The sequence below is a fragment of the Pseudomonas rubra genome (genome assembly GCF_028656935.1).
Lineage (GTDB): Bacteria > Pseudomonadota > Gammaproteobacteria > Pseudomonadales > Pseudomonadaceae > Aquipseudomonas > Aquipseudomonas rubra.
This window is the reverse complement of sequence record NZ_JAMDGZ010000019.1, coordinates 262,007-280,954: the sequence shown is the minus strand read 5'-3', so window position 1 is coordinate 280,954 and position 18,948 is coordinate 262,007. Positions and strand designations below refer to the sequence as shown.

Annotated in this window: 17 protein-coding genes; 5 read left to right on the top strand and 12 right to left on the bottom strand. The window is 62.3% G+C overall.

Annotated elements, in window-relative coordinates:
* Entirely contained in the window at positions 1-852 is an 852-nt protein-coding gene (motA, locus tag M5G17_RS10765) for a flagellar motor stator protein MotA (protein ID WP_130262841.1), read from the bottom strand.
* Positions 853-983: 131 nt separating this feature from the next.
* Here motA and M5G17_RS10760 point away from each other — a divergent pair, with 131 nt between their 5' ends.
* From M5G17_RS10760 to asd, 3 genes are read left to right on the top strand one after another with little or no spacing between them, the layout of a single operon-like run.
* Positions 984-2,519, top strand: a complete 1,536-nt coding sequence (locus M5G17_RS10760) for an HDOD domain-containing protein (RefSeq protein ID WP_273892897.1) — start codon at positions 984-986, stop codon at positions 2,517-2,519.
* Positions 2,520-2,565: 46 nt separating this feature from the next.
* Positions 2,566-3,375 (top strand): rhodanese-like domain-containing protein, encoded by an 810-nt coding sequence (locus tag M5G17_RS10755; RefSeq protein WP_273892896.1) that lies wholly within the window; start codon positions 2,566-2,568, stop codon positions 3,373-3,375.
* 9 nt (positions 3,376-3,384) lie between these two features.
* Positions 3,385-4,248, top strand: a complete 864-nt coding sequence (asd, locus tag M5G17_RS10750) for an archaetidylserine decarboxylase (RefSeq protein ID WP_273892895.1) — start codon at positions 3,385-3,387, stop codon at positions 4,246-4,248.
* A 109-nt stretch (positions 4,249-4,357) separates the two neighbouring features.
* Here the strand turns inward: asd and serB are convergent, their stop codons facing one another.
* Positions 4,358-5,572 (bottom strand): phosphoserine phosphatase SerB, encoded by a 1,215-nt coding sequence (serB, locus tag M5G17_RS10745; RefSeq protein ID WP_273892894.1) that lies wholly within the window; start codon positions 5,570-5,572, stop codon positions 4,358-4,360.
* Between the two features lie 135 nt (positions 5,573-5,707).
* Here serB and M5G17_RS10740 point away from each other — a divergent pair, with 135 nt between their 5' ends.
* On the top strand, positions 5,708-7,210 hold the full coding sequence (locus M5G17_RS10740) for a histidine kinase (RefSeq protein ID WP_273892893.1): 1,503 nt from the start codon (positions 5,708-5,710) through the stop codon (positions 7,208-7,210).
* Between the two features lie 187 nt (positions 7,211-7,397).
* Here the strand turns inward: M5G17_RS10740 and M5G17_RS10735 are convergent, their stop codons facing one another.
* From M5G17_RS10735 to M5G17_RS10695, 9 genes are all read right to left on the bottom strand, one after another.
* Entirely contained in the window at positions 7,398-8,102 is a 705-nt protein-coding gene (locus tag M5G17_RS10735; protein WP_273892892.1) for a PqiC family protein, read from the bottom strand.
* Positions 8,103-8,278: 176 nt separating this feature from the next.
* Positions 8,279-10,537: a DNA topoisomerase IV subunit A gene (gene parC / locus M5G17_RS10730; protein WP_273892891.1), complete on the bottom strand. Its 2,259-nt coding sequence runs from the start codon at positions 10,535-10,537 to the stop codon at positions 8,279-8,281.
* A gap of 10 nt (positions 10,538-10,547) precedes the next feature.
* Positions 10,548-11,066, bottom strand: coding sequence for a retropepsin-like aspartic protease family protein (locus tag M5G17_RS10725; RefSeq protein ID WP_273892890.1), 519 nt, complete (start codon positions 11,064-11,066; stop codon positions 10,548-10,550).
* Positions 11,063-12,049, bottom strand: a complete 987-nt coding sequence (locus M5G17_RS10720; protein ID WP_273892889.1) for an esterase-like activity of phytase family protein — start codon at positions 12,047-12,049, stop codon at positions 11,063-11,065. The genes M5G17_RS10725 and M5G17_RS10720 overlap by 4 nt, the downstream gene beginning before the upstream one ends.
* Positions 12,046-13,950, bottom strand: a complete 1,905-nt coding sequence (parE, locus tag M5G17_RS10715) for a DNA topoisomerase IV subunit B (protein WP_273892888.1) — start codon at positions 13,948-13,950, stop codon at positions 12,046-12,048. Before parE ends, M5G17_RS10720 begins: the two co-directional genes overlap by 4 nt.
* Positions 13,951-13,986: 36 nt before the next feature.
* Entirely contained in the window at positions 13,987-14,595 is a 609-nt protein-coding gene (locus tag M5G17_RS10710; protein ID WP_273892887.1) for a YqiA/YcfP family alpha/beta fold hydrolase, read from the bottom strand.
* A gap of 102 nt (positions 14,596-14,697) precedes the next feature.
* A complete protein-coding gene (gene cpdA, locus M5G17_RS10705; RefSeq protein ID WP_273892886.1) occupies positions 14,698-15,513 on the bottom strand; it encodes a 3',5'-cyclic-AMP phosphodiesterase in 816 nt (271 codons plus the stop codon).
* An 84-nt stretch (positions 15,514-15,597) separates the two neighbouring features.
* Positions 15,598-16,050 (bottom strand): DUF1249 domain-containing protein, encoded by a 453-nt coding sequence (locus M5G17_RS10700; RefSeq protein WP_045193762.1) that lies wholly within the window; start codon positions 16,048-16,050, stop codon positions 15,598-15,600.
* Complete coding sequence (locus M5G17_RS10695) at positions 16,041-16,661, bottom strand: NUDIX domain-containing protein (RefSeq protein ID WP_273892885.1); 621 nt, start codon at positions 16,659-16,661, stop codon at positions 16,041-16,043. Before M5G17_RS10695 ends, M5G17_RS10700 begins: the two co-directional genes overlap by 10 nt.
* A gap of 186 nt (positions 16,662-16,847) precedes the next feature.
* Between M5G17_RS10695 and M5G17_RS10690 the strand changes: the two genes are divergently transcribed.
* Complete coding sequence (locus M5G17_RS10690; RefSeq protein ID WP_130262815.1) at positions 16,848-17,594, top strand: RsiV family protein; 747 nt, start codon at positions 16,848-16,850, stop codon at positions 17,592-17,594.
* Here the strand turns inward: M5G17_RS10690 and cytX are convergent.
* Positions 17,563-18,855, bottom strand: coding sequence for a putative hydroxymethylpyrimidine transporter CytX (cytX, locus tag M5G17_RS10685; protein WP_273892884.1), 1,293 nt, complete (start codon positions 18,853-18,855; stop codon positions 17,563-17,565). The genes M5G17_RS10690 and cytX overlap by 32 nt on opposite strands.
* Between the last annotated feature and the right edge of the window lie 93 nt (positions 18,856-18,948).

Here is an 18,948-nt window from a genome sequence, read left to right as displayed (position 1 = left end):
TTAGCGACCGCGAACTGCTTGTTCCAGCTCGGCGAAGCTTGGGCGGTGGGCCGGGAACAGCACCTTGCGCCCGAACTCCACGGCCAGCGACGGCGGCATGCCCGAGGCCGAAGCCACCAGCGAGGCCTTGATTGCCTCGTAGACGTTCAGCTCTTCCTTGGCGTCATGGCGCAAGGAGGTGGCCAGCGGGCCGAAGAAGCCGTAAGCGGCGAGAATACCGAAGAAAGTACCGACCAGTGCCGCACCCACGTGCAGGCCGATGGACTTCTGGTCGCCATCGCCCAGCGAGGCCATGGTCACCACGATGCCCAGTACCGCGGCAACGATACCGAAACCTGGCATGCCATCAGCGATGCCGCTGACGGCATGGGACGGATGCTCAAGCTCTTCCTTCATGCTCAGCAGTTCCATGTCGAACAGGCCCTCGAGCTCGTGCGGGGCCATGTTGCCGGTGGACATGATGCGCAGGTAGTCACAGATGAACGCGGTCATGCGTTCGTCGCCCAGCACGGCCGGGTACTTGGCAAAAATCGGGCTGGCAGCGGCGTCTTCGATATCGGCTTCGATCGCCATCATGCCTTCACGACGGGATTTGTTGAGAATCTCGTAAACCAGGCCCAGCACCTCGACATAGAAGGTGTGGGTAAAGCGCGTGCCGAACATCTTCAGCGACTTCTTGATTACATGCATGGTCATGTAACCAGGGTTGGCCTGGAGGAACGCACCGAAAGCGGCACCACCGATAATCAGCACTTCAAAAGGCTGAATCAGGGCCGCAATCTTGCCGTGGGAGAGTACATATCCGCCGAGCACACTCGCGAATACGACGATGATGCCGATAATTTTAGCCATAGATAGAAAGCACTTACTGTCGTGGTCAGGGTCGTGAGCGGAAGTTAAAAAAACTCTTCTTCTACTTATCGGCAGAACTGCGCCAGACTATAGTCAGTCAAGGCGAAAAGCCAGTTCGGCCTACCTCCAGCATGCCTATTGAAACCATCGTGCCAAGTCAAACACCAAAAACACTCGATGCCTGGGTCAAGCTTCTCGATAGTGTGCGCCTGCCGGTGCCGCTTGCCAGTTACGAACGGGTAAAGGCGGCTATCGACGACAGCCGCCGTTCGTTGCGCGACATCGCCGAATTGATGCAGGACAGCCCGGCGCTGGTGCTCAGCGTGATGCGCGAGGCCAACCAGCACAGCAACACCAGCCTGGGCGAGCCTGCCGAAAGCCTGGAGATTGCCCTCAATCGCCTGGGTCTTGCCCGAACGGCACAGTTGCTGGAGCGTCTGCCGGCCGTGCCCGAAGACGAGATTGCAGTGACCCTGCGCCAGTTGCAGTTGGTCAGCCAGCATGCCAGCCAGCAAGCCAACGGCCTGTTCGCCAGCCGCCTGGCGCGCCTGTGGCAAGAAATTCACTGGGGCAGCCTGCTGTTCCTGTCACCGCTGTGGCCGCTGGCCCTGACCCACCCCAAGCTGCTTGAAGAGTGGGAGCTGCGCGTGGTGCACAAGGGCGAATCGGCCCCCAGGGTGGAAAAAGAGCTGTTTGGCGTGCGCGTCATGAGCCTGTGCAAAGCCCTGGCCGAACACTGGCGCCTGCCGGACTGGGTAACCCGCGGTTACCATTTACTCCAGGAAGAACGGCGGCTACTGGCCGAGGCGACCCTCATCGCCCGTGATCAGGACAGCCTGCACCAACAACAGCGCCTCGACGATCAGCCGAGCTTGCACCGCTGGTTCAACCAACCGGCCAACACCGTGCTACTGGCCAACGGCCTGGCCCTGGCCTCACAAGTAGGCTGGACCAATGCCCATGTGCAGCGCTGGCAGCTGCTCACCAGCCTGTACCTGCAGACCTCACTGGACGATGTGCAGCAACGGGTGCACCAACAAGCCGCCATCAGTGCCCGTCATCATGCCTGCCCCGGCTTGTTCCACCCTGCCGAGGCACTGCTCTGGCCCTGGCACCAACAATGCCTGCACCCGGGCCAGATCGCCCCGCCGACGCCCTCGGCCCAGGCCCTGGGCACCTGGCGTAAGCTCTGTGGTGAACTGCTGGCCGAGCCAAGCCCGTTCAGCAATTCCATACACCTGACTACCCTGGCCCGCGACGCCCTGGTTGCCTGCGGCATGCAGCGCGTGATGCTGCTGATGACCGACAAGACCCTGAGCCAACTGCGGGTCCATCAGATTGCCGGCCTTGCCGGCGAAGCAGCCAGCCTGGTGCTGCCCATTGAACAAAGCAAACTGCTGCAACGCTTGCTGAGCAAATCGGCGCAGTTGCGCCTGACCCCAGACAACCACGCCCAGTTCTCGGCCCTGTTGCCGGCCAGCCTACGTGCGCTGTTTCGCAGCGAGCACCTGTTGCTACGCTCACTCTCAAGCAATGGCCGGGTGGTGATGCTGCTGATCGCCGACCAGGGCGGCAAGCCATTGGCGGACGTCAGCGTGCAAGCCTTTGGCAAAACCGCGCAATGTATCGAACGGGCCCTGACCGCCTTCAGCAACCGCAGCACCTGAGCCATGCGCTACAATCGCCCCCTCTGTTTCGCCCTGGAGACTGTGGATGACTGATTTTTCTGGCTTGGCCCTGGTGATCGAAGCAGCCGACCTGCTGCCTCGCCTGGATTCGCCACAGCTGATCCTGGTCGACCTGACCAGCGCCAATCGCTATGGTAGCGGGCATGTTCCCGGAGCACGCTACGTTGACCCCAAGCGCACTCAGCTAGGCCAGCCACCGGCGCCAGGACTGTTGCCCAGTCGGGTCGACCTGGAAAAACTGTTCGCTGAACTGGGGCATCGTAATGATGCGGTCTACGTGGTCTACGACGACGAAGGTGGCGGCTGGGCCGGACGCTTCATCTGGCTGCTCGATGTCATCGGCCACAAGCATTACCACTATCTCAATGGTGGCATCCAGGCCTGGCCGGCAGACAAACTGAGCACCGAAGTGCCTGAGAGCGCCAATGGCCCGGTCAGTCTGACTCTGCATAGCGAGCCCACAGCCACCCGCGAGTACCTGCAAAGCCGCCTCGGCGCCGCCGACCTGGCCATCTGGGACGCCCGCAGCCCGGCCGAATACCGTGGCGAGAAAGTCCTCGCGGCCAAGGGCGGTCACATTCCTGGCGCGGTCAATTTCGAGTGGACCGTCGGCATGGACCTGAACGATCACCTGCGCATTCGCAAAGACATGCCCGAGATCCTCGAGCAGTTGGGTATCAGCAAAGACAAGGAAGTGGTCACCCACTGCCAGACTCATCACCGTTCCGGCTTTACCTACCTGGTGGCCAAACATTTGGGCTACCCTCGGGTCAAAGCCTACGCCGGATCCTGGGGCGAATGGGGCAATCACCCCGACACCCCTGTCGAAGTTTAAGGAAACCTAATGAAATCCCGCTTGTTCATCATCAGCCAGTACCTGCTGCCTCATCACTTGCTCTCACGCCTGGCCGGCTGCATCGCCGAATGCCGCGTGCGCTGGTTCAAGAACGCTTTCACCAGTTGGTTCGCCAAGCGCTATCAGGTCGACATGTCCCAAGCCCTGGTCGAGGACGTCACCGCCTACGAGCACTTCAATGCCTTCTTCACCCGCGCCCTCAAGCCTGGCGCACGTCCGCTGGATGAAACCCCGGGAGCGATTCTCTGCCCGGCCGACGGTGCCGTCAGCCAGCTCGGCCCGATCGAGCACGGTCGCATCTTCCAGGCCAAGGGCCACAGTTTCAGCGCCCTGGAGCTGCTCGGTGGCGATCCGGCCAATGCTGCGCCGTTCATGGGCGGCCAGTTCGCCACCATCTACCTGTCGCCCAAGGACTATCACCGCGTGCACATGCCGCTGGCCGGCACCCTGCGCGAGATGATCTACGTGCCGGGTCGGCTGTTCTCGGTCAACCAGACCACCGCCGCAAACGTTCCGGAGCTGTTTGCCCGCAACGAGCGCGTGGTGTGCCTGTTTGACACCGAGCGCGGGCCAATGGCCGTGGTACTGGTCGGTGCGATGATCGTTGCCTCGATCGAAACCGTCTGGGCCGGCCTGGTCACACCACCCAAGCGCGAACTGAAGACCGTGCGCTATGACGAAGCCAGCCGAGCGCCGATCCACCTGGAAAAAGGCGCCGAGTTGGGCCGTTTCAAGCTGGGCTCGACGGCGGTCGTGCTGTTCGGACCAGAGCAGGTGAAATGGGTCGAAGAGCTCGGCGCAGGTTCCGCCGTGAGCATGGGCCAGCGCCTGGCACTGCCGGCACAAGCCTGAAAATGAAAAAGCCCGCAGCGATGCGGGCTTTTTTATACCTGGTTTCAGATCCTGCGCAAAACCCTGTGGGAGCTGGCCTTGCCAGCGATGGGCCGCAAAGCGGCCCCCATCACGCGCGACCGTCGCGATCACGAAAGCCCAACAGGTACAGCACACCGTCGAGCCCCAGGGTCGAGATCGCCTGCTTGGCCGACTGTTTAACCAGCGGCTTGGCACGGAAGGCCACGCCCAGGCCGGCTATCGCCAGCATTGGCAGGTCGTTGGCACCGTCGCCTACTGCAATGGTCTGCTCCATCTGCAAGCCTTCCTTGCGCGCCAACTCGCCGAGCAGGTCGGCCTTGCGCTGGGCATCAACGATGGGCTCGACCGCAACGCCAGTGACCTTGCCATCGACCACTTCCAGCTCGTTGGCGAACACGTAATCGATCCCAAGCTTTGCCTGCAACTGCTTGGCAAAATAGGTGAAGCCGCCGGAGAGGATGGCGGTCTTGTAGCCCAGGCGCTTGAGCTCGGCAAACAGCGTTTCAGCGCCTTCGGTCAGGCGCAGAGATGCGCCGATCTGGTCCAGCACGCCGACATCCAGGCCCTTGAGCAGTGCCAGGCGCTCCTTGAAGCTGGCACGAAAATCCAGTTCGCCGCGCATGGCCCGCTCGGTGATCTCCGAAACCTGCTCGCCAACCCCGGCTGCCTTGGCCAGTTCGTCGATCACCTCGGCCTCGATCAGCGTCGAGTCCATGTCGAACACCGCCAGGCGGCGATTGCGACGGAACAACGAATCCTGCTGGAAAGCGATGTCAACGTTCAGTTCCTGGGCGACGCTGAGGAACTCGGCGCGCAAGGCCTGCGGATCAGCGGGCTCACCACGGACCGAGAACTCGATGCAACCCTTGCTCAGTTCAGCTGGCGTATCCAGCGCCACACGGCCCGACAGGCGATCGATATGGTCGATGTTCAGCCCGTACTTGGCCGTAATCGAGCTGACCCGCTGCAACTGCTCGGCAGTGACGCGGCGGGTCAACAGGGTAACGATATGGCGGGCCTTGCCCTGGCCTTCGACCCAATTCTGGTAGTCGGTTTCGGAAACCGGGGTAAAACGCACCTGCTGCTCGAGTTCGTTACCCGCAAACTGGATGTTCTTGAGCACCGCTGAGGCCTTCTCGGTGTCCGGGATTTCCACCAGGATGCCAAAGGACAGGGTGTCGTGAATCACCGCCTGACCGATGTCGAGGATGTTCACCCCGCCCTGGGCCAGAACCCCGGTGATGGCCGCGGTAAGACCCGGGCGGTCTTCACCGGTGATGTTAATCAGAACGATTTCGCGCACTACGGGCTCCGACTCGTTGAAAAAAAGCGCATTCTACCGATTTTCGCTGACCATCGGGCGCAGTCGATACTTTGCCCGCCCCTGAGCGCTCGCTATACTGCGCAGCAACTTCTCCGACATAAAGAGCCGCGCTCTGTGAACCGGCCCACGCCCGTTAAAACCGACAACTTCTTCCTGCTGATCTTCCACGCCCTGCGCCAACGCCGAGTACCGCTGGCGCTGCGTATCGCCTGCCATAATGTGTTCCTGGTGGCACTGGCGCTGGTGATCTACGCCTGCGTGATGGGCCTGCAGTTCAAGGAAGCCATGCATGAGCAAGCCGATGCCCTGGGGCAGAGCCTGACCACCCAGACGGCTACCTCGGCCACCGAGCTGCTGGTGTCCAATGACATCCTCAGCCTCAACGTACTGCTCGGCAACCTGGTGAAAAACCCGCTGGTGGCCCATGCGGCAATCTACAGTGTCGACAACCGGATCCTCGCCGAAGCTGGCCAGCGCCCGAAAAACGGCCTGCTGGGCGAAGCCGAAGGCCTGTACCAGACCAAGATCACCTTCCAGGACGTGACCGCCGGGCAACTGCGCATCAGCCTGGACATGAGTCAGTTTCAGCAGCCGTTGACCATCAGCCTGCAGAGCATGGGTATTCTTGCTGGCATCCTGCTCGCATTGGCACTGGCCATGAGCCTGCGCCTGGGTCGCTATATCTCCACACCGCTGCTGCAGTTGCGGGTCTGGCTGCGTGACATCAACGAGTTCACCCCGGCCATCGAACGCCAGGATGAAATCGGTGACCTGGCGCGCCAGTTGCACACACGCCTGGCACCGCCCCCGCGGGAAATCGAGCCGGAACAAGAGTCCTTCGACGAGGATGAGCCGGAATTCGAAGTGCGTAACCTGCGCGATCCAAGCTTCGACGAACAGCCTGCTGTGGCCAAGGTAGCCAAACCGGTCAAGCCTGCGGCGGACGCGGACAACGACGACAGCGATGATGCCTTCGCCGACCTGCTCGACGAAGACGACAGCCCCGCCCCCGCTCCGGCTGCCCCGGTCAACCGCGAACCACAGGCCAGCGCCGTGCTGGCAGTGCAACTGGGCTCCCAGGAGCAACTGCGACGCCTGCCACGCACGCGCCTAACCGAGCTGCTGGAGCGCTACCGCGATTGCCTCGACCAGGCTGCCTCGCTGTACGAAAGCGAAGTCCACACCCTCAACGACGGTAGCACCCTGCTGTTGTTCCACAGCCAGGACAGTGGTGAGGACTACCTCACCAACGCCATCTGCTGTGGCGAGCTGCTGCGTGCCCTGAGCCATGCCCTGCAGATCGAGGTGGCTGACAGTGGCATCACCTTGCAACTGCAACTGGGCCTGGCCTTGGGTGAAGACCTGCACGGCCTGAGCCAGATCGACCTGCTGCTGACTGAAAAGGCCCAGGACGCCCTGGCCCTGTCGCAGCACAGCCGCAACCTGCTGCTGGTCGAGCGCAAGATCAGCGACGATGCCCTGGTGCGCCAGCGTGCCCGCATCCGCCCGATCGCCAGCCCCGAAGGCGCTTGCTGTGTCGAGCGTCTGATGGAGCCCTATCCGTCGATGTTGGAGCGGCAATTGGCGCGAATGCATGAGCGTCGGGTCAAGAACTGATCCTCCTGCTACACAAAAGCCCGCAGTGATGCGGGCTTTTTGTTGCCTTTCTTGAACTACCCACACCTTCCCTGTGGGAGCGGGCCCCGCGATAGCTGACTGTCAGCCACATCGCATCGCGGGACAAGCCCGCTCCTACAGGCACAAAAAAGCCCGCATCACTGCGGGCTTCTTCAAGGCACTCGATTCAGAAGCGGAAGACTTCCAGGTCGGTACGAATTGGCGTAGCCAATGGGATCTTGGATTTCTCCGGCTCTTTGCGAACCTGAACCGGTGCCGCCTTTTTCGGTTGTTCTTCAACCACCACAGGCTGGTTGGCCAGAGGCTTCATTGCAATACTCAACTGTTCAGCAAGCTTTTGCAGCAACTGACCCTGGGCTTGAACCTGGGCAGACTCGCTTCCCAGGTGCTGTTGCTCCAGGTGCACAATGCGGTTGTCGCGAACCTGACCACGGCGGTCCAGCAGACGCCACTGGGCGTCGAGGATCGCTGGCTGGTTGGTACCGGAATCCAGGCGAGTGATCGACAGCAGCACCTGTACATCCGGAGTGAAACCGGTGCTGGCAGGGGCCAGGACCACACGCTGGCTGTCCAGGCGCCAGGCCAGTTGCCGGACCAGCAACTGGTCGATGTCTGCCGACAGGCTACCGGCCCAGCGACCATCGGTAGCGGCGGTCAGGCTGCCATCGGCCTGGCGTTGCAGCAGGGTTTCGCGTTGCAGGTAGTCGGCAACCGACACAGGGCCGAGAACCACGGCCATGCCCGCGCTTTGCTTGGGTTGGCCAGGCTCACCGCTGTCGAGCTGATACAGGGAAACCGGCTGGTGCATGCTGCAACCTGCCAGTCCGAGCACGCCGCACAGCAAAACCAACGGAAGGCGCAGAAATTTCATCATCCCATCCAGGCGGTCGCCACAAGGCAAACCGCAGTGATACTCATATAGATTCGTTTGGATACACAGCCACGCTGGTACCGCAAGGGGCCTATCATCCGCGAAATAACGGCTCGACTCCAGTGTTTCAACCGCGAACGGGCACGAAAGTACCCGTTCTGGGTGTCTAACCCGGCTTATCCGGGGATTTCGACCAACAGTGCATCGACCCGCTGGAAGCCACGAGGCAATTTGTTGCCCCGGCGCCCGCGCTCGCCCTTGTAATGCTCAAGGTCGTCGGCCTTGAGTGACAGGGTACGCTTGCCGGCTTGCAATACAAGGGTCGCACCCTCGGCAAGAACGGCCAGATCGGTGACAAATTCTTCACGCGAGGCCACCCGGTCACCCGGGATGCCGATGATCTTGTTGCCCTTGCCCTTACCCAGCTGTGGCAGGTCGCTGATCTTGAAGATCAGCAGCCGGCCTTCGGTGGTCACGGCGGCCAGCCAGTTGTGCTCGCGGTCGGCCACCGGACGTGGGGCGATGACCTTGGCACCATTGGGCAGGCTGAGCAGGGCTTTACCGGCCTTGTTCTTGGCCTGCAGGTCTTCGCCTTTGACCACGAAGCCGTAGCCGGCATCGGAGGCAATCACATACAGGGCATCATCTTCAGGCAACAGCACGCAGTCGAAGCTTGCGCCCGGCGGTGGTGTCAGCCGGCCGGTCAGCGGTTCGCCCTGGCCACGGGCCGATGGCAAGGTGTGGGCGGCCAGCGAGTAGCTACGACCAGTGGAGTCAATCAATACGGCAAACTGGTTGGAACGCCCTGCGGCGGCGGCCTTGAAGCCATCGCCAGCCTTGTATGAAAGGCCTGTGGCGTCGATATCGTGGCCCTTGGCGCAACGTATCCAGCCTTTCTCCGAAAGCACCACGGTGACCGGCTCGGTCGGCATCAGCTCGTTTTCCGACAGGGCTTTAGCTTCGACACGCTCGACAATTGGCGAACGGCGGTCGTCGCCATAGGTTTCGGCATCCTTGATCAACTCGGTACGCACCAGCTTGCGCAGCTTGGTTTCGCTGCCCAGCAGGGCGGTCAGCTTGGCTTGTTCCTTGGCCAGTTCGTCCTGCTCGTTGCGGATTTTCATCTCCTCCAGGCGCGCCAACTGGCGCAGGCGAGTCTCGAGGATGTACTCGGCCTGGGTCTCGGTGAGGTCAAAACGGGCGATCAGCGCAGCTTTTGGGTGCTCCTCGGTACGGATGATATGAATCACTTCATCCAGGTTGAGGAAGGCGACCAACAGGCCTTCGAGCAGGTGCAGGCGGCGCTCGACCTTGTCCAGGCGGAACTTCAGCCGGCGGCGCACCGTCTGCACGCGAAACTCCAGCCACTCGATCAGCAGCGCCCGCAGGTTTTTCAGCTGCGGGCGGCCGTCCAGGCCGATGATATTGACGTTGACCCGGTAGCTGGACTCAAGTTCGGTGGTCGCGAACAGGTGCTGCATCAGTTCGTCGAGATCAACCCGATTGGAGCGCGCGATGATAACGATGCGGCACGGGTTCTCATGGTCGGACTCGTCGCGCAGGTCAGCGACCATCGGCAGCTTCTTGGCCTGCATCTGCGCGGCGATCTGCTCCAGAACCTTGGCCCCGGAGACCTGGTGCGGCAGCGCAGTGACGACGATATCGCCGTCCTCGATGCGATACACCGCACGCATGCGCACCGAACCACGGCCACTTTCGTATATTTTCAGCAGATCAGCGCGTGGCGTGATGATCTCGGCTTCGGTCGGGTAATCCGGGCCCTGGATATGCTCGCAGAGCTGCTCGATCGTGGCCTTGGGCTCATCGAGCAAGCGCACGCAAGCCGAGGCCACTTCGCGCAGGTTGTGTGGCGGCACGTCGGTGGCCATGCCCACGGCGATACCGGTGGTGCCATTAAGCAAAATGTTCGGCAGCCGCGCAGGCAATACCGCTGGCTCGTCGAGGGTGCCGTCGAAGTTTGGCACCCAGTCGGCGGTACCCTGGCCCAGTTCGCTGAGCAGCACCTCGGAGTAGCGCGACAGGCGCGCCTCGGTGTAACGCATGGCGGCGAAGGACTTCGGATCATCCGGCGCACCCCAGTTACCCTGGCCATCGACCAGGGTGTAGCGGTAGCTGAACGGCTGCGCCATCAACACCATGGCTTCGTAGCAGGCCGAGTCGCCGTGGGGGTGGAACTTGCCAAGCACGTCACCGACGGTGCGCGCCGACTTCTTGTGCTTGGAGTCGGCGTCCAGGCCCAGCTCGCTCATGGCATAGACGATGCGTCGTTGCACCGGCTTCAGACCATCGCCGATATGCGGCAAGGCGCGGTCCATGATCACGTACATGGAATAGTTGAGGTAGGCCTGTTCGGTGAAGTCAGCCAGTGACCGGCGCTCTACGCCATCGAGGCTGAGATCAAGGGAGTCGCTCATGCGGGCCTCATCATTTCAGGTTCTGTCGTAGCAGCAAGGTGCCACCACGCTGGGTAAATTCGAGTTGTTTCAGGGCGCTCATGCCCAGTAATACCTGTTCGCCATCCAGCCCCGGGACCACCAGTGCGCGCACATTGCGCAGGAGGATATCGCCCAGTTGCAGCTGCTCCAGCCGCGTACGATAGCCCTGGGTACGGCCGTTGGCGGTGCTGAGCATTACTGGCGCACCACGCGCAAGGCCAAGCTGGCCTGCCAGGCTTTCGGGAATCGCTACGTCGGTTGCACCGGTGTCGAGCAGAAAATTTACCGTCTGGCCGTTGATCCGACCATCGGCGACGAAGTGCCCTTGGCCATTGCCGGCCAGCTGCACTTCGATGTAACCCTCGCCATGTTGCGAGGTGACCACGGCATTGGGGTTGGCCTGGCGCTGCTCCCATTCGCCGAAAAAGCGCGTGGCCAGGAAAAGCCCGGCCGCCCAGGCGAGAATCAGCAGGACCCGGCCAGCCCGATTGCCCGGCGGCTGGCTCACGATTTGGCACTCCAGCCACCGGCCGGTGCGGCAAAACGCCAGACGATCGGTCGCGATTCACCGTCCTGGCGGGTCGCGCCATTGTTGTCGAGGCCGATCCAGGCGCCTTTGGCATCGATCACCAGCGCTTCGGCCAGGCCGAAAGGCTGAGAATAACGTCGAGGCTCGGCCAGGGCATCGGCGGCGAACGACCAGCAACGTTCGACCTTGGCCGTTTGCGCATCGCGCCGGCAGATACGGTATGCGTTGCGCTCCAGGGTAAACAACTTGTCGTTGAACAGTGCAAGGTCAGCGAAGTCGCGCGACACCGGCCGCGGCTTGGCCATTTGCGCCGGCTGCATCTCGACCCCGGCTTCGCTGAGCAGCACGCAGCCATTGCCACAGTTCCAGGTGGTCTGCTGGCGATTGATAAGCAGCAGGCCGCGGCGTTCGCGCTCGGCCGCCAGCCAGATGCGGTCACCGGCCGAGCTCACCGCCAGGCCTTCGAACAGCGCATTGAAATGCAGCAACATGCCACTGGCCCGTGCCTGGCGGACCATGCTCGGATCGATTTTCAGCCAGTTTGGCGAGCCTTCCACCGGCACCTGCAGCACTGCCGCATGGGCTTCGCTGACCAGGTAGTGATTGCCAGCGGCATCACAGCTGATGCCTTCAAAATCCAGCTCGCCACCACGCACCTGAGAAGCGGCCCAGGTACGCGAGCGCAAGCCCCAGGGCAGGCCGCTGTCCGGTACCGGCGGTACCTCCATCTGCACCGACTCGGCTTGCCACACAGCAGCCGAGGTCTCCAGCCGATAGAGCAATTCGTCGTCACGGTCCGAAACCGCCCACAAGCCGCCGCGGCACTCGCTCAGCCCGGACAGGTTGCCACCGCGCATGCCTTCGACCGGATGCTCGGCGACCAGCTTGAGTTCCGGCCACGGCGCTGCCAGTGCCGGAAGCGACAACAGCGCCAGTGCTGCGGTCAAGGCCAGACGTATCAAGCCAGGACCTCGGCCAGGTTACCCTTGGACTCCAGCCAGCTCTTGCGATCACTTGCACGTTTCTTGGCCAGCAGCATGTCCATGATTTCGCGGGTGCCCTCCAGGTCTTCCAGGGTCAACTGGACCAGGCGCCGGGTGTTCGGGTCCATGGTGGTTTCACGCAACTGCGGCGGGTTCATCTCACCCAGGCCTTTGAAGCGGGTGACCTGCGGCTTGCCGCGTTTCTTTTCGGCCACCAGGCGGTCGAGGATGCCATCGCGTTCGGCTTCGTCCAGGGCGTAATAGATTTCCTTGCCCAGGTCGATGCGGTACAGCGGTGGCATGGCCACATACACATGACCGGCCTCGACCAGCGGGCGGAAGTGCTGGACGAACAGCGCACAGAGCAGCGTTGCGATGTGCAGGCCGTCGGAGTCGGCGTCGGCGAGGATGCAGATCTTGCCGTAGCGCAGCTGGCTCATGTCCGCAGCACCCGGGTCGACCCCAATGGCCACGGCAATATTGTGCACTTCCTGGCTGGCCAGCACTTCGCCGCCATCGACTTCCCAGGTGTTGAGGATCTTGCCGCGCAGCGGCAGGATCGCCTGGAACTCCTTGTCCCGCGCCTGCTTGGCCGACCCCCCGGCGGAGTCACCCTCGACCAGGAACAGTTCAGCGCGCATCGGGTCCTGCCCGGCGCAGTCCGCCAGCTTGCCCGGCAATGCCGGGCCTTGGGTGACGCGCTTGCGCTCGACCTTCTTGCTTGCCTTCAGGCGCCGGCCGGCGTTGTTGATGGCCAGTTCCGCCAGTTGCATGCCCAGTTCGGGATGAGCGTTGAGCCACAGGCTGAAGGCATCCTTGACCACACCGGAGACGAACGCGGCGGCCTCGCGCGAGGACAGGCGCTCTTTGGTCTGCCCGGAGAACTGCGGCTCCTGCATCTTCATCGAGAGCACGAAGCTGATGCGCTCCCAGACGTCCTCGGGCGCCAGCTTGACGCCACGCGGCAACAGGTTGCGGAACTCGCAGAATTCGCGCATGGCATCGAGCAGGCCCTGGCGCAGGCCGTTGACGTGGGTGCCGCCCTGGGCGGTGGGGATCAGGTTGACGTAGCTTTCCTGAACGCTGTCGCCGCCTTCGGGCAGCCACAGCAAGGCCCAGTCGACCGCCTCCTTGTTACCGGCCAGACTGCCGCAGAACGGCTCATCGGGCAGGCGCAGGTAGTCGCTGACCGAATCGACCAGGTAGGAACGCAGGCCGTCCTCGTAATGCCACTCGACCTTCTCGCCGGTGCCTTTGTCTTCGAAGCTGACCAGCAGCCCCGGGCACAATACGGCCTTGGCCTTGAGCACGTGCTTGAGGCGGCTGATGGAGAATTTCGGCGAGTCGAAATACTTCGGATCCGGGGCGAAGTACACGCTGGTGCCAGTGTTGCGCTTGCCAACGCTGCCGACCACTTCCAGCTCGGTGGCCTTGTAGCCATCGGCGAAGGTCATCTGGTATTCATTGCCGTCGCGCTTGACCTTGACCCGCACCTGGCTCGACAAAGCATTGACCACCGAAATACCCACCCCGTGCAGACCGCCGGAGAACTGGTAGTTCTTGTTGGAGAACTTGCCGCCAGCGTGCAGCTTGGTGAGGATCAGCTCGACCCCGGATACGCCTTCTTCAGGGTGGATATCCACCGGCATGCCGCGGCCGTCGTCAGACACTTCCAGGGAATGGTCGGCGTGCAGGATCACCTGCACCGACTTGGCGTGCCCGGCCAGGGCTTCGTCGACACTGTTGTCGATCACTTCCTGGGCCAGGTGGTTCGGCCGGCTGGTATCGGTGTACATGCCCGGGCGCTTGCGCACCGGGTCAAGGCCGGAGAGGACTTCGATGGCGTCTGCGTTATAGGCACTAGCGCTGGGAATGGCCATGGGTTCTCGTCGTCAGTCGTGGGTGAAAATAGGTTATCAAAATACAGAAAAATCGAGCGCTTGATACTGCTGAGGGGCAATACCGGCAAAGCTCAGCAGGGCTGGCAGGCGTTCGGCAAAACCCTGATAGCTGTGATCGCCACCGGCCTGGATGCGCAGCGCACAGGCGCGGTAGAACTGCTCGGCCTGGCGGTAGTCCAGGGTTTCATCGGCGGTTTGCAGCCACACTTGAAAGCGCTCGGCATCCGTCGGAGCCGGCACTTCCAGCTCGGCCAGGGCCTGTACGTGGTCCAGGGTCAGCTCCCAGGACTCGCCGGTATAGAGGTTCTGCTGGGGGCCCAGGTAGCCCTCGAACAGCCGGTGCGGGTTGACCGCCGGGTTGACCAGCAGGGCCTTGAGCCCGTGGCGCTCGGCCAGGTGGGTGGCATAGTAGCCGCCGAGCGAGCTGCCGACCAGTAATGGCGATTCGAGCTCGGCGATTGCGGCCTCCAGCTGGGCGATGGCCTGGCGCGGGTGATGATGCAGAGCCGGCACCCGCAAGTGCTCGCCCAACCCCATCTGCGCCATGACCGCCACCAGTTGGCAGGCCTTTTTCGACGACGGCGCGCTGTTGAACCCGTGAATATAGAGAATCGAACCCGACATGCCGCCCCCGATGCACCGTGAGTACCTGGGCTACCAGGCAGGAAAGCGCGCATTTTAGCCTGTTCGAAGGCAGATGGAGCAGTTTCAGCGATTTGGCAACACTTAATAGCCGTCGCCTTCGTAGTCGACGGTGAACTCAAAGTCGGTCACCCGCGACACGCCGGTGTCGATCGAGCCGTCCGGCTGCAGGCGCAGCCAGCGGTAACCGGGAGCCTGTTCGCCGACCTTGAAGTCTTCGCTGCCCGGCTCGAACTGGATGCAGGTCGAGGGTGAGGCCAAAAGCCGCACACCCTCGCGCATCTGGTCCCATTCCTGATGGATATGCCCCCAGAGCAGGGCTCGCACCTGTGGATAACTTTTCAGTATGGCAAACAATGCATCGGCGTTGCGCAAGCCGATCGGCGCCATCCAGGCGCAATCGATAGACACCGGCTGGTGATGGAAACAGATCAGGCAATGGCGCTCGGGGGCTTCGTGCAATGCTTGCTCGAGCAAGCTGAGCTGGTCGTCACCGAGCAATCCCGGTACCGAGCCTGGCACTGCCGAGTTGAGCATCAGGATGCGCCAATTGCCCATGTCCACAACGGGTTCCAGCAAGTCAGTACCCTGCGCCGCCTGCTCCATCGGCAGCGGCTCATCATGGTTGCCGGCAAGCCAGCGTACCGGCGCCTCGAGGCTGGCGGTCAGGTCACGAAAACAGCAATAAGACTCCAGCGATCCATCCTGGGTCAGGTCGCCGGTAGCCAGCACCAGGTCGATCCGCGGCTGCTCGTCCCGCACCCGTTCGATCACGCGCTGCAGGCTGTCGCGGGTACTCATGCCCAACAACGTGCCTTGCGCGTCGGCAAACAGGTGACTGTCGGTCAGTTGCACCAGGTACACCGGCGCGTCGCTAAGAGGGATCGATGGTTGCGGCAAGGGCCGACTCCTTGAACGGATTCAGCGCGATTATGGCGGTTGGCGGGCTTTGAGCAAATACTCGAAAACGACCGCCGTCACATTTCAGCGAACGACGGCCAACTCATGGCCACAGGCCAGGCAATGGCTCAGCCATTCGCCGAGGAACAGATTGAGCTGGGCTTTTTCGTCCGGCTGGTGCATGGCCGCGTTGGGGTAAGGATAGATACTGCGAAAACGCCGGGCATGCTCGGCGCTGACCACTTCAGCCATACGTGCATCGTGATAGACCTGCACTTCCAACTGCGGCACCGGCAGCCAGGGCAGGCTGTGCTCCTGGCGCACCCGCAAAGTGGTGGTGTAGGGACAGGCGAGCACCACATCCAGGACCAGCACACCCAGCATCTGGTCGCCCTGGGTCATGCCGATCCGGCGCGAGCTTTGGGTGCTGCGCATGTCGGGCAACAAGCGCATCAGGCGCGCATAGTTGGCCTCACAGGCAGCCTGCAACCCGACCAGATCGACCCGGTAGCGCTCGCGCAGCAGATTCACGACCATAACCCCCTGACTTCTGCGCGGTTCAAGGCCAGCCATTGCAAGGCAATGATGGTTGCCGCGTTGGCAATTTTGCCGTCGCGCACGGCCTGCAGCGCATCCTCGAACGCCCAGACCTTGACGCGAATATCTTCACCTTCTTCTTCCAGCCCGTGCAGGCCACCGGCCCCCACGCTGCTGCAACGGCCCAGATAGAGATGTACAAATTCGTCGCTGCCGCCCGGTGACGGGAAATACCGAGTCATCGGCCACAGCGTGCTGAACACAAGTCCAGCTTCCTCCTCGGCCTCGCGGTGTGCAACTTCTTCCGGTTGTTCGTCCTTGTCGATCAGACCGGCGACCAACTCGATCATCCACGGATCTGCAATCTTGCCCAGTGCTCCGACGCGAAACTGTTCGATCAGCACCACTTCATCGCGCACAGCGTCATAGGGCAACACACAGACCGCATCGTGGCGCACGAACAGCTCGCGACTGATTTCGCGGCTCATGCCACCGGCAAACAGCTCATGGCGCAGGCGCAGCTTGTCGAGGCGGTAGAAACCTTTATAGCAATTCGCCTGATCGACGATCTCGACCTTGGCGGGCGTTGCGTTGTTAAACGTGTCTGACATGGGAATCCTCATTACCTCAATTGCTGCATCGCGCCATCCTAACCTGCACACCGCCGTGTTTCACCTCTTTAAAGATACCGTCCAGGCTGCGAGGATAGGCAGCCCGCTGGTCTATTCAGCTTAGTGGCGAACTGACGGCCTTGCCGACGGTCCAAGTCCGATCACCTTTGCCTTACAAGGATCATCATGACGCTTGTGAAACTGACTTCCGTGGCCGTGCTGGCCCTGGCCCTGGGCGCTTGTCAGAGCCTGTTCCAGCCCAACATGCGCACGCCGCTGGAGGTCAAGCGCGACCGCTGGGAGCACATCAAGCCCGGTTGCAGCACTGCCGATTGCCCGCTGGTCAACATCGACACCATCCACTTCCCGGCCAACCCCAAGCTGGACGGGATCGTCGAGAAGCGCCTGCTGCAACTGACCCAGGACAACGAGCGCAGCGCCCTGCCCGGCTCGCTCAAGGCTTATGAAGAGCAGTTCATGGCCAGCGCACAAAGCCGCAACAGCAGCTACCTGCAAGCCAAGGTACGTGAGCAGCATGACGGACTGGTGATCATCGAACTGTCCAGCTACCTGGACACCGGCGGTGCCCACGGCATGCCCGGGCGTGGCTTCATCAACTATTCACGCCAGCAGGACAAGGTGCTGACCCTGCAGGACATGCTGGTGCCGGGCCAGGAAGCGACCTTCTGGAAAACCGCCGAAGAAGCCCACAAAGGCTGGCTGATCAGTACCGGCATGGACAAGGACGCCGAGTTCGTCAAGACCTGGCCGTTCCGCCAGACCCCGCACATCGCCCTGACCTACGGCGCGGTGGTGCTGAAGTACGAGGTCTATGCCATCGCCCCGTACTCCATGGGCCACATCGAGCTGAAAATCCCCTATCCGCGCCTGAACGGCGTGATCAAGCCGGCGTTGTTTCCCGGCCGCGGTTAACTGCCGACGCGGCAGTCCAGTAGACCAACCCTGCCAGCAGCAAGGCCGGCAGGGTCGAGCCGACATTGGGCGCAAAGTGCGCCAGCAGATGGTAAGCCGTGACACCAATCGCCCAGGCCAACAATGCCGGCCAATGCAGGCTATGGATCGGGCTGGCGTCGCTGCGTCGGCGACGGACGATAAAGTGATCGACCAGAACCACACCGAACAGTGGCGCAAACACCGAGCCGATCAGCAAGAGGAAGTTCTGGTACTGCGCGAGCGGCGCAAAGCAGGCGATCAGGGTGCACAGCACGCCGATGGCCAGGGCCAGGTGCTCGACTTTCAGGCGCACCAGTAAACCGCTGGAGACGGCCGCCGAGTGAATGTCGGCAAAGGCCTTTTCCGACTCGTCGAGCAGGATCAGCAGCAGCGGAACACCCAGGCCCGCACCGGCCAGCGCCAGCAGCAGGGTATTGACCTCGCCGGCCGGGGCAAACGCCAGGGTGTAGGCCACGCCCAGACTCATCATCCACACGTTGCCCACGAAGTAGCCCAGCGCCGTGCCGGCAAATACGCGGCTGGCGCGTTGGCTGAAGCGTGAGTAGTCGGCAATCAGCGGCAACCACGAAAGCGGCATGGCAATCGCAATGTCGATACCAATCGCCAGCGGCATCGAGCCATCGCCGGCCCGCGCCCACAGTGCGACCAGATCAGCCTTGGCAAACAGGTTCCAGGTCAGCCACAAGCAAGCACCGATCAGCAGCCAGATGCCCCACTTGCGCAGGATCTTGCGCACGAAGGTCAACGGCCCGCTGACCGCCAGCAACGTGGCCAGAGCGCCGAAGCACAAGGTCCACAGCAAAGGATTGGTCAGCACGCTGCCAGCGCCGAAGGCGCGCTCGCCAAGCAGGCTAGCGGCGTCGCGCATGACAATGATTTCGAACGAGCCCCAGCCGATCAGTTGCAACAGGTTGAGCATGGCGGGCAGGCGCGCGCCGTTGCGGCCCAAGCTACGGCGCAAGGCGGCCATCGAAGACAGGCCGGTGTCACTGCCGATGACACCCACCGCAGCCAGCAGCAAAACACCCACGCTGGTACCGACGATGATCGCCAGCACGGCATTGGCCAGGCCCAGGCCGGGGCCGAGCAAGGCGCCGGTCTGCAGAACCATCAGGCCGATGCCGAGGGAAAACCACAGGGAACAGAGGTCGCGGCCACTGAGCACGCGTTGCTCGGCGTTGACGGGGTGATCGGGGGAAAACTGGCTGGGTGTGCTCACGAGCGTGGTCTCGACAGGAGGAATTTGTTGTTCTTAAGGGCGCTATCGCTGGCAAGCCAGCTCCCACAGGGAAGGTGCACGCAGCCCCTGTGG

Bases quoted from the DNA above. Each gene is read 5' to 3' on its own strand.
- parE (WP_273892888.1), bottom strand. From the start codon at position 13,950: ATGGCCATTCCCAGCGCTAGTGCCTATAACGCAGACGCCATCGAAGTC.
- M5G17_RS10710 (WP_273892887.1), bottom strand. From the start codon at position 14,595: ATGTCGGGTTCGATTCTCTATATTCACGGGTTCAACAGCGCGCCGTCG.
- motA (WP_130262841.1), bottom strand. From the start codon at position 852: ATGGCTAAAATTATCGGCATCATCGTCGTATTCGCGAGTGTGCTCGGC.
- M5G17_RS10735 (WP_273892892.1), bottom strand. From the start codon at position 8,102: ATGAAATTTCTGCGCCTTCCGTTGGTTTTGCTGTGCGGCGTGCTCGGA.
- M5G17_RS10690 (WP_130262815.1), top strand. From the start codon at position 16,848: ATGACGCTTGTGAAACTGACTTCCGTGGCCGTGCTGGCCCTGGCCCTG.
- parC (WP_273892891.1), bottom strand. From the start codon at position 10,537: ATGAGCGACTCCCTTGATCTCAGCCTCGATGGCGTAGAGCGCCGGTCA.
- M5G17_RS10760 (WP_273892897.1), top strand. From the start codon at position 984: ATGCCTATTGAAACCATCGTGCCAAGTCAAACACCAAAAACACTCGAT.
- M5G17_RS10700 (WP_045193762.1), bottom strand. From the start codon at position 16,050: ATGGTCGTGAATCTGCTGCGCGAGCGCTACCGGGTCGATCTGGTCGGG.
- M5G17_RS10755 (WP_273892896.1), top strand. From the start codon at position 2,566: ATGACTGATTTTTCTGGCTTGGCCCTGGTGATCGAAGCAGCCGACCTG.
- asd (WP_273892895.1), top strand. From the start codon at position 3,385: ATGAAATCCCGCTTGTTCATCATCAGCCAGTACCTGCTGCCTCATCAC.
- M5G17_RS10695 (WP_273892885.1), bottom strand. From the start codon at position 16,661: ATGTCAGACACGTTTAACAACGCAACGCCCGCCAAGGTCGAGATCGTC.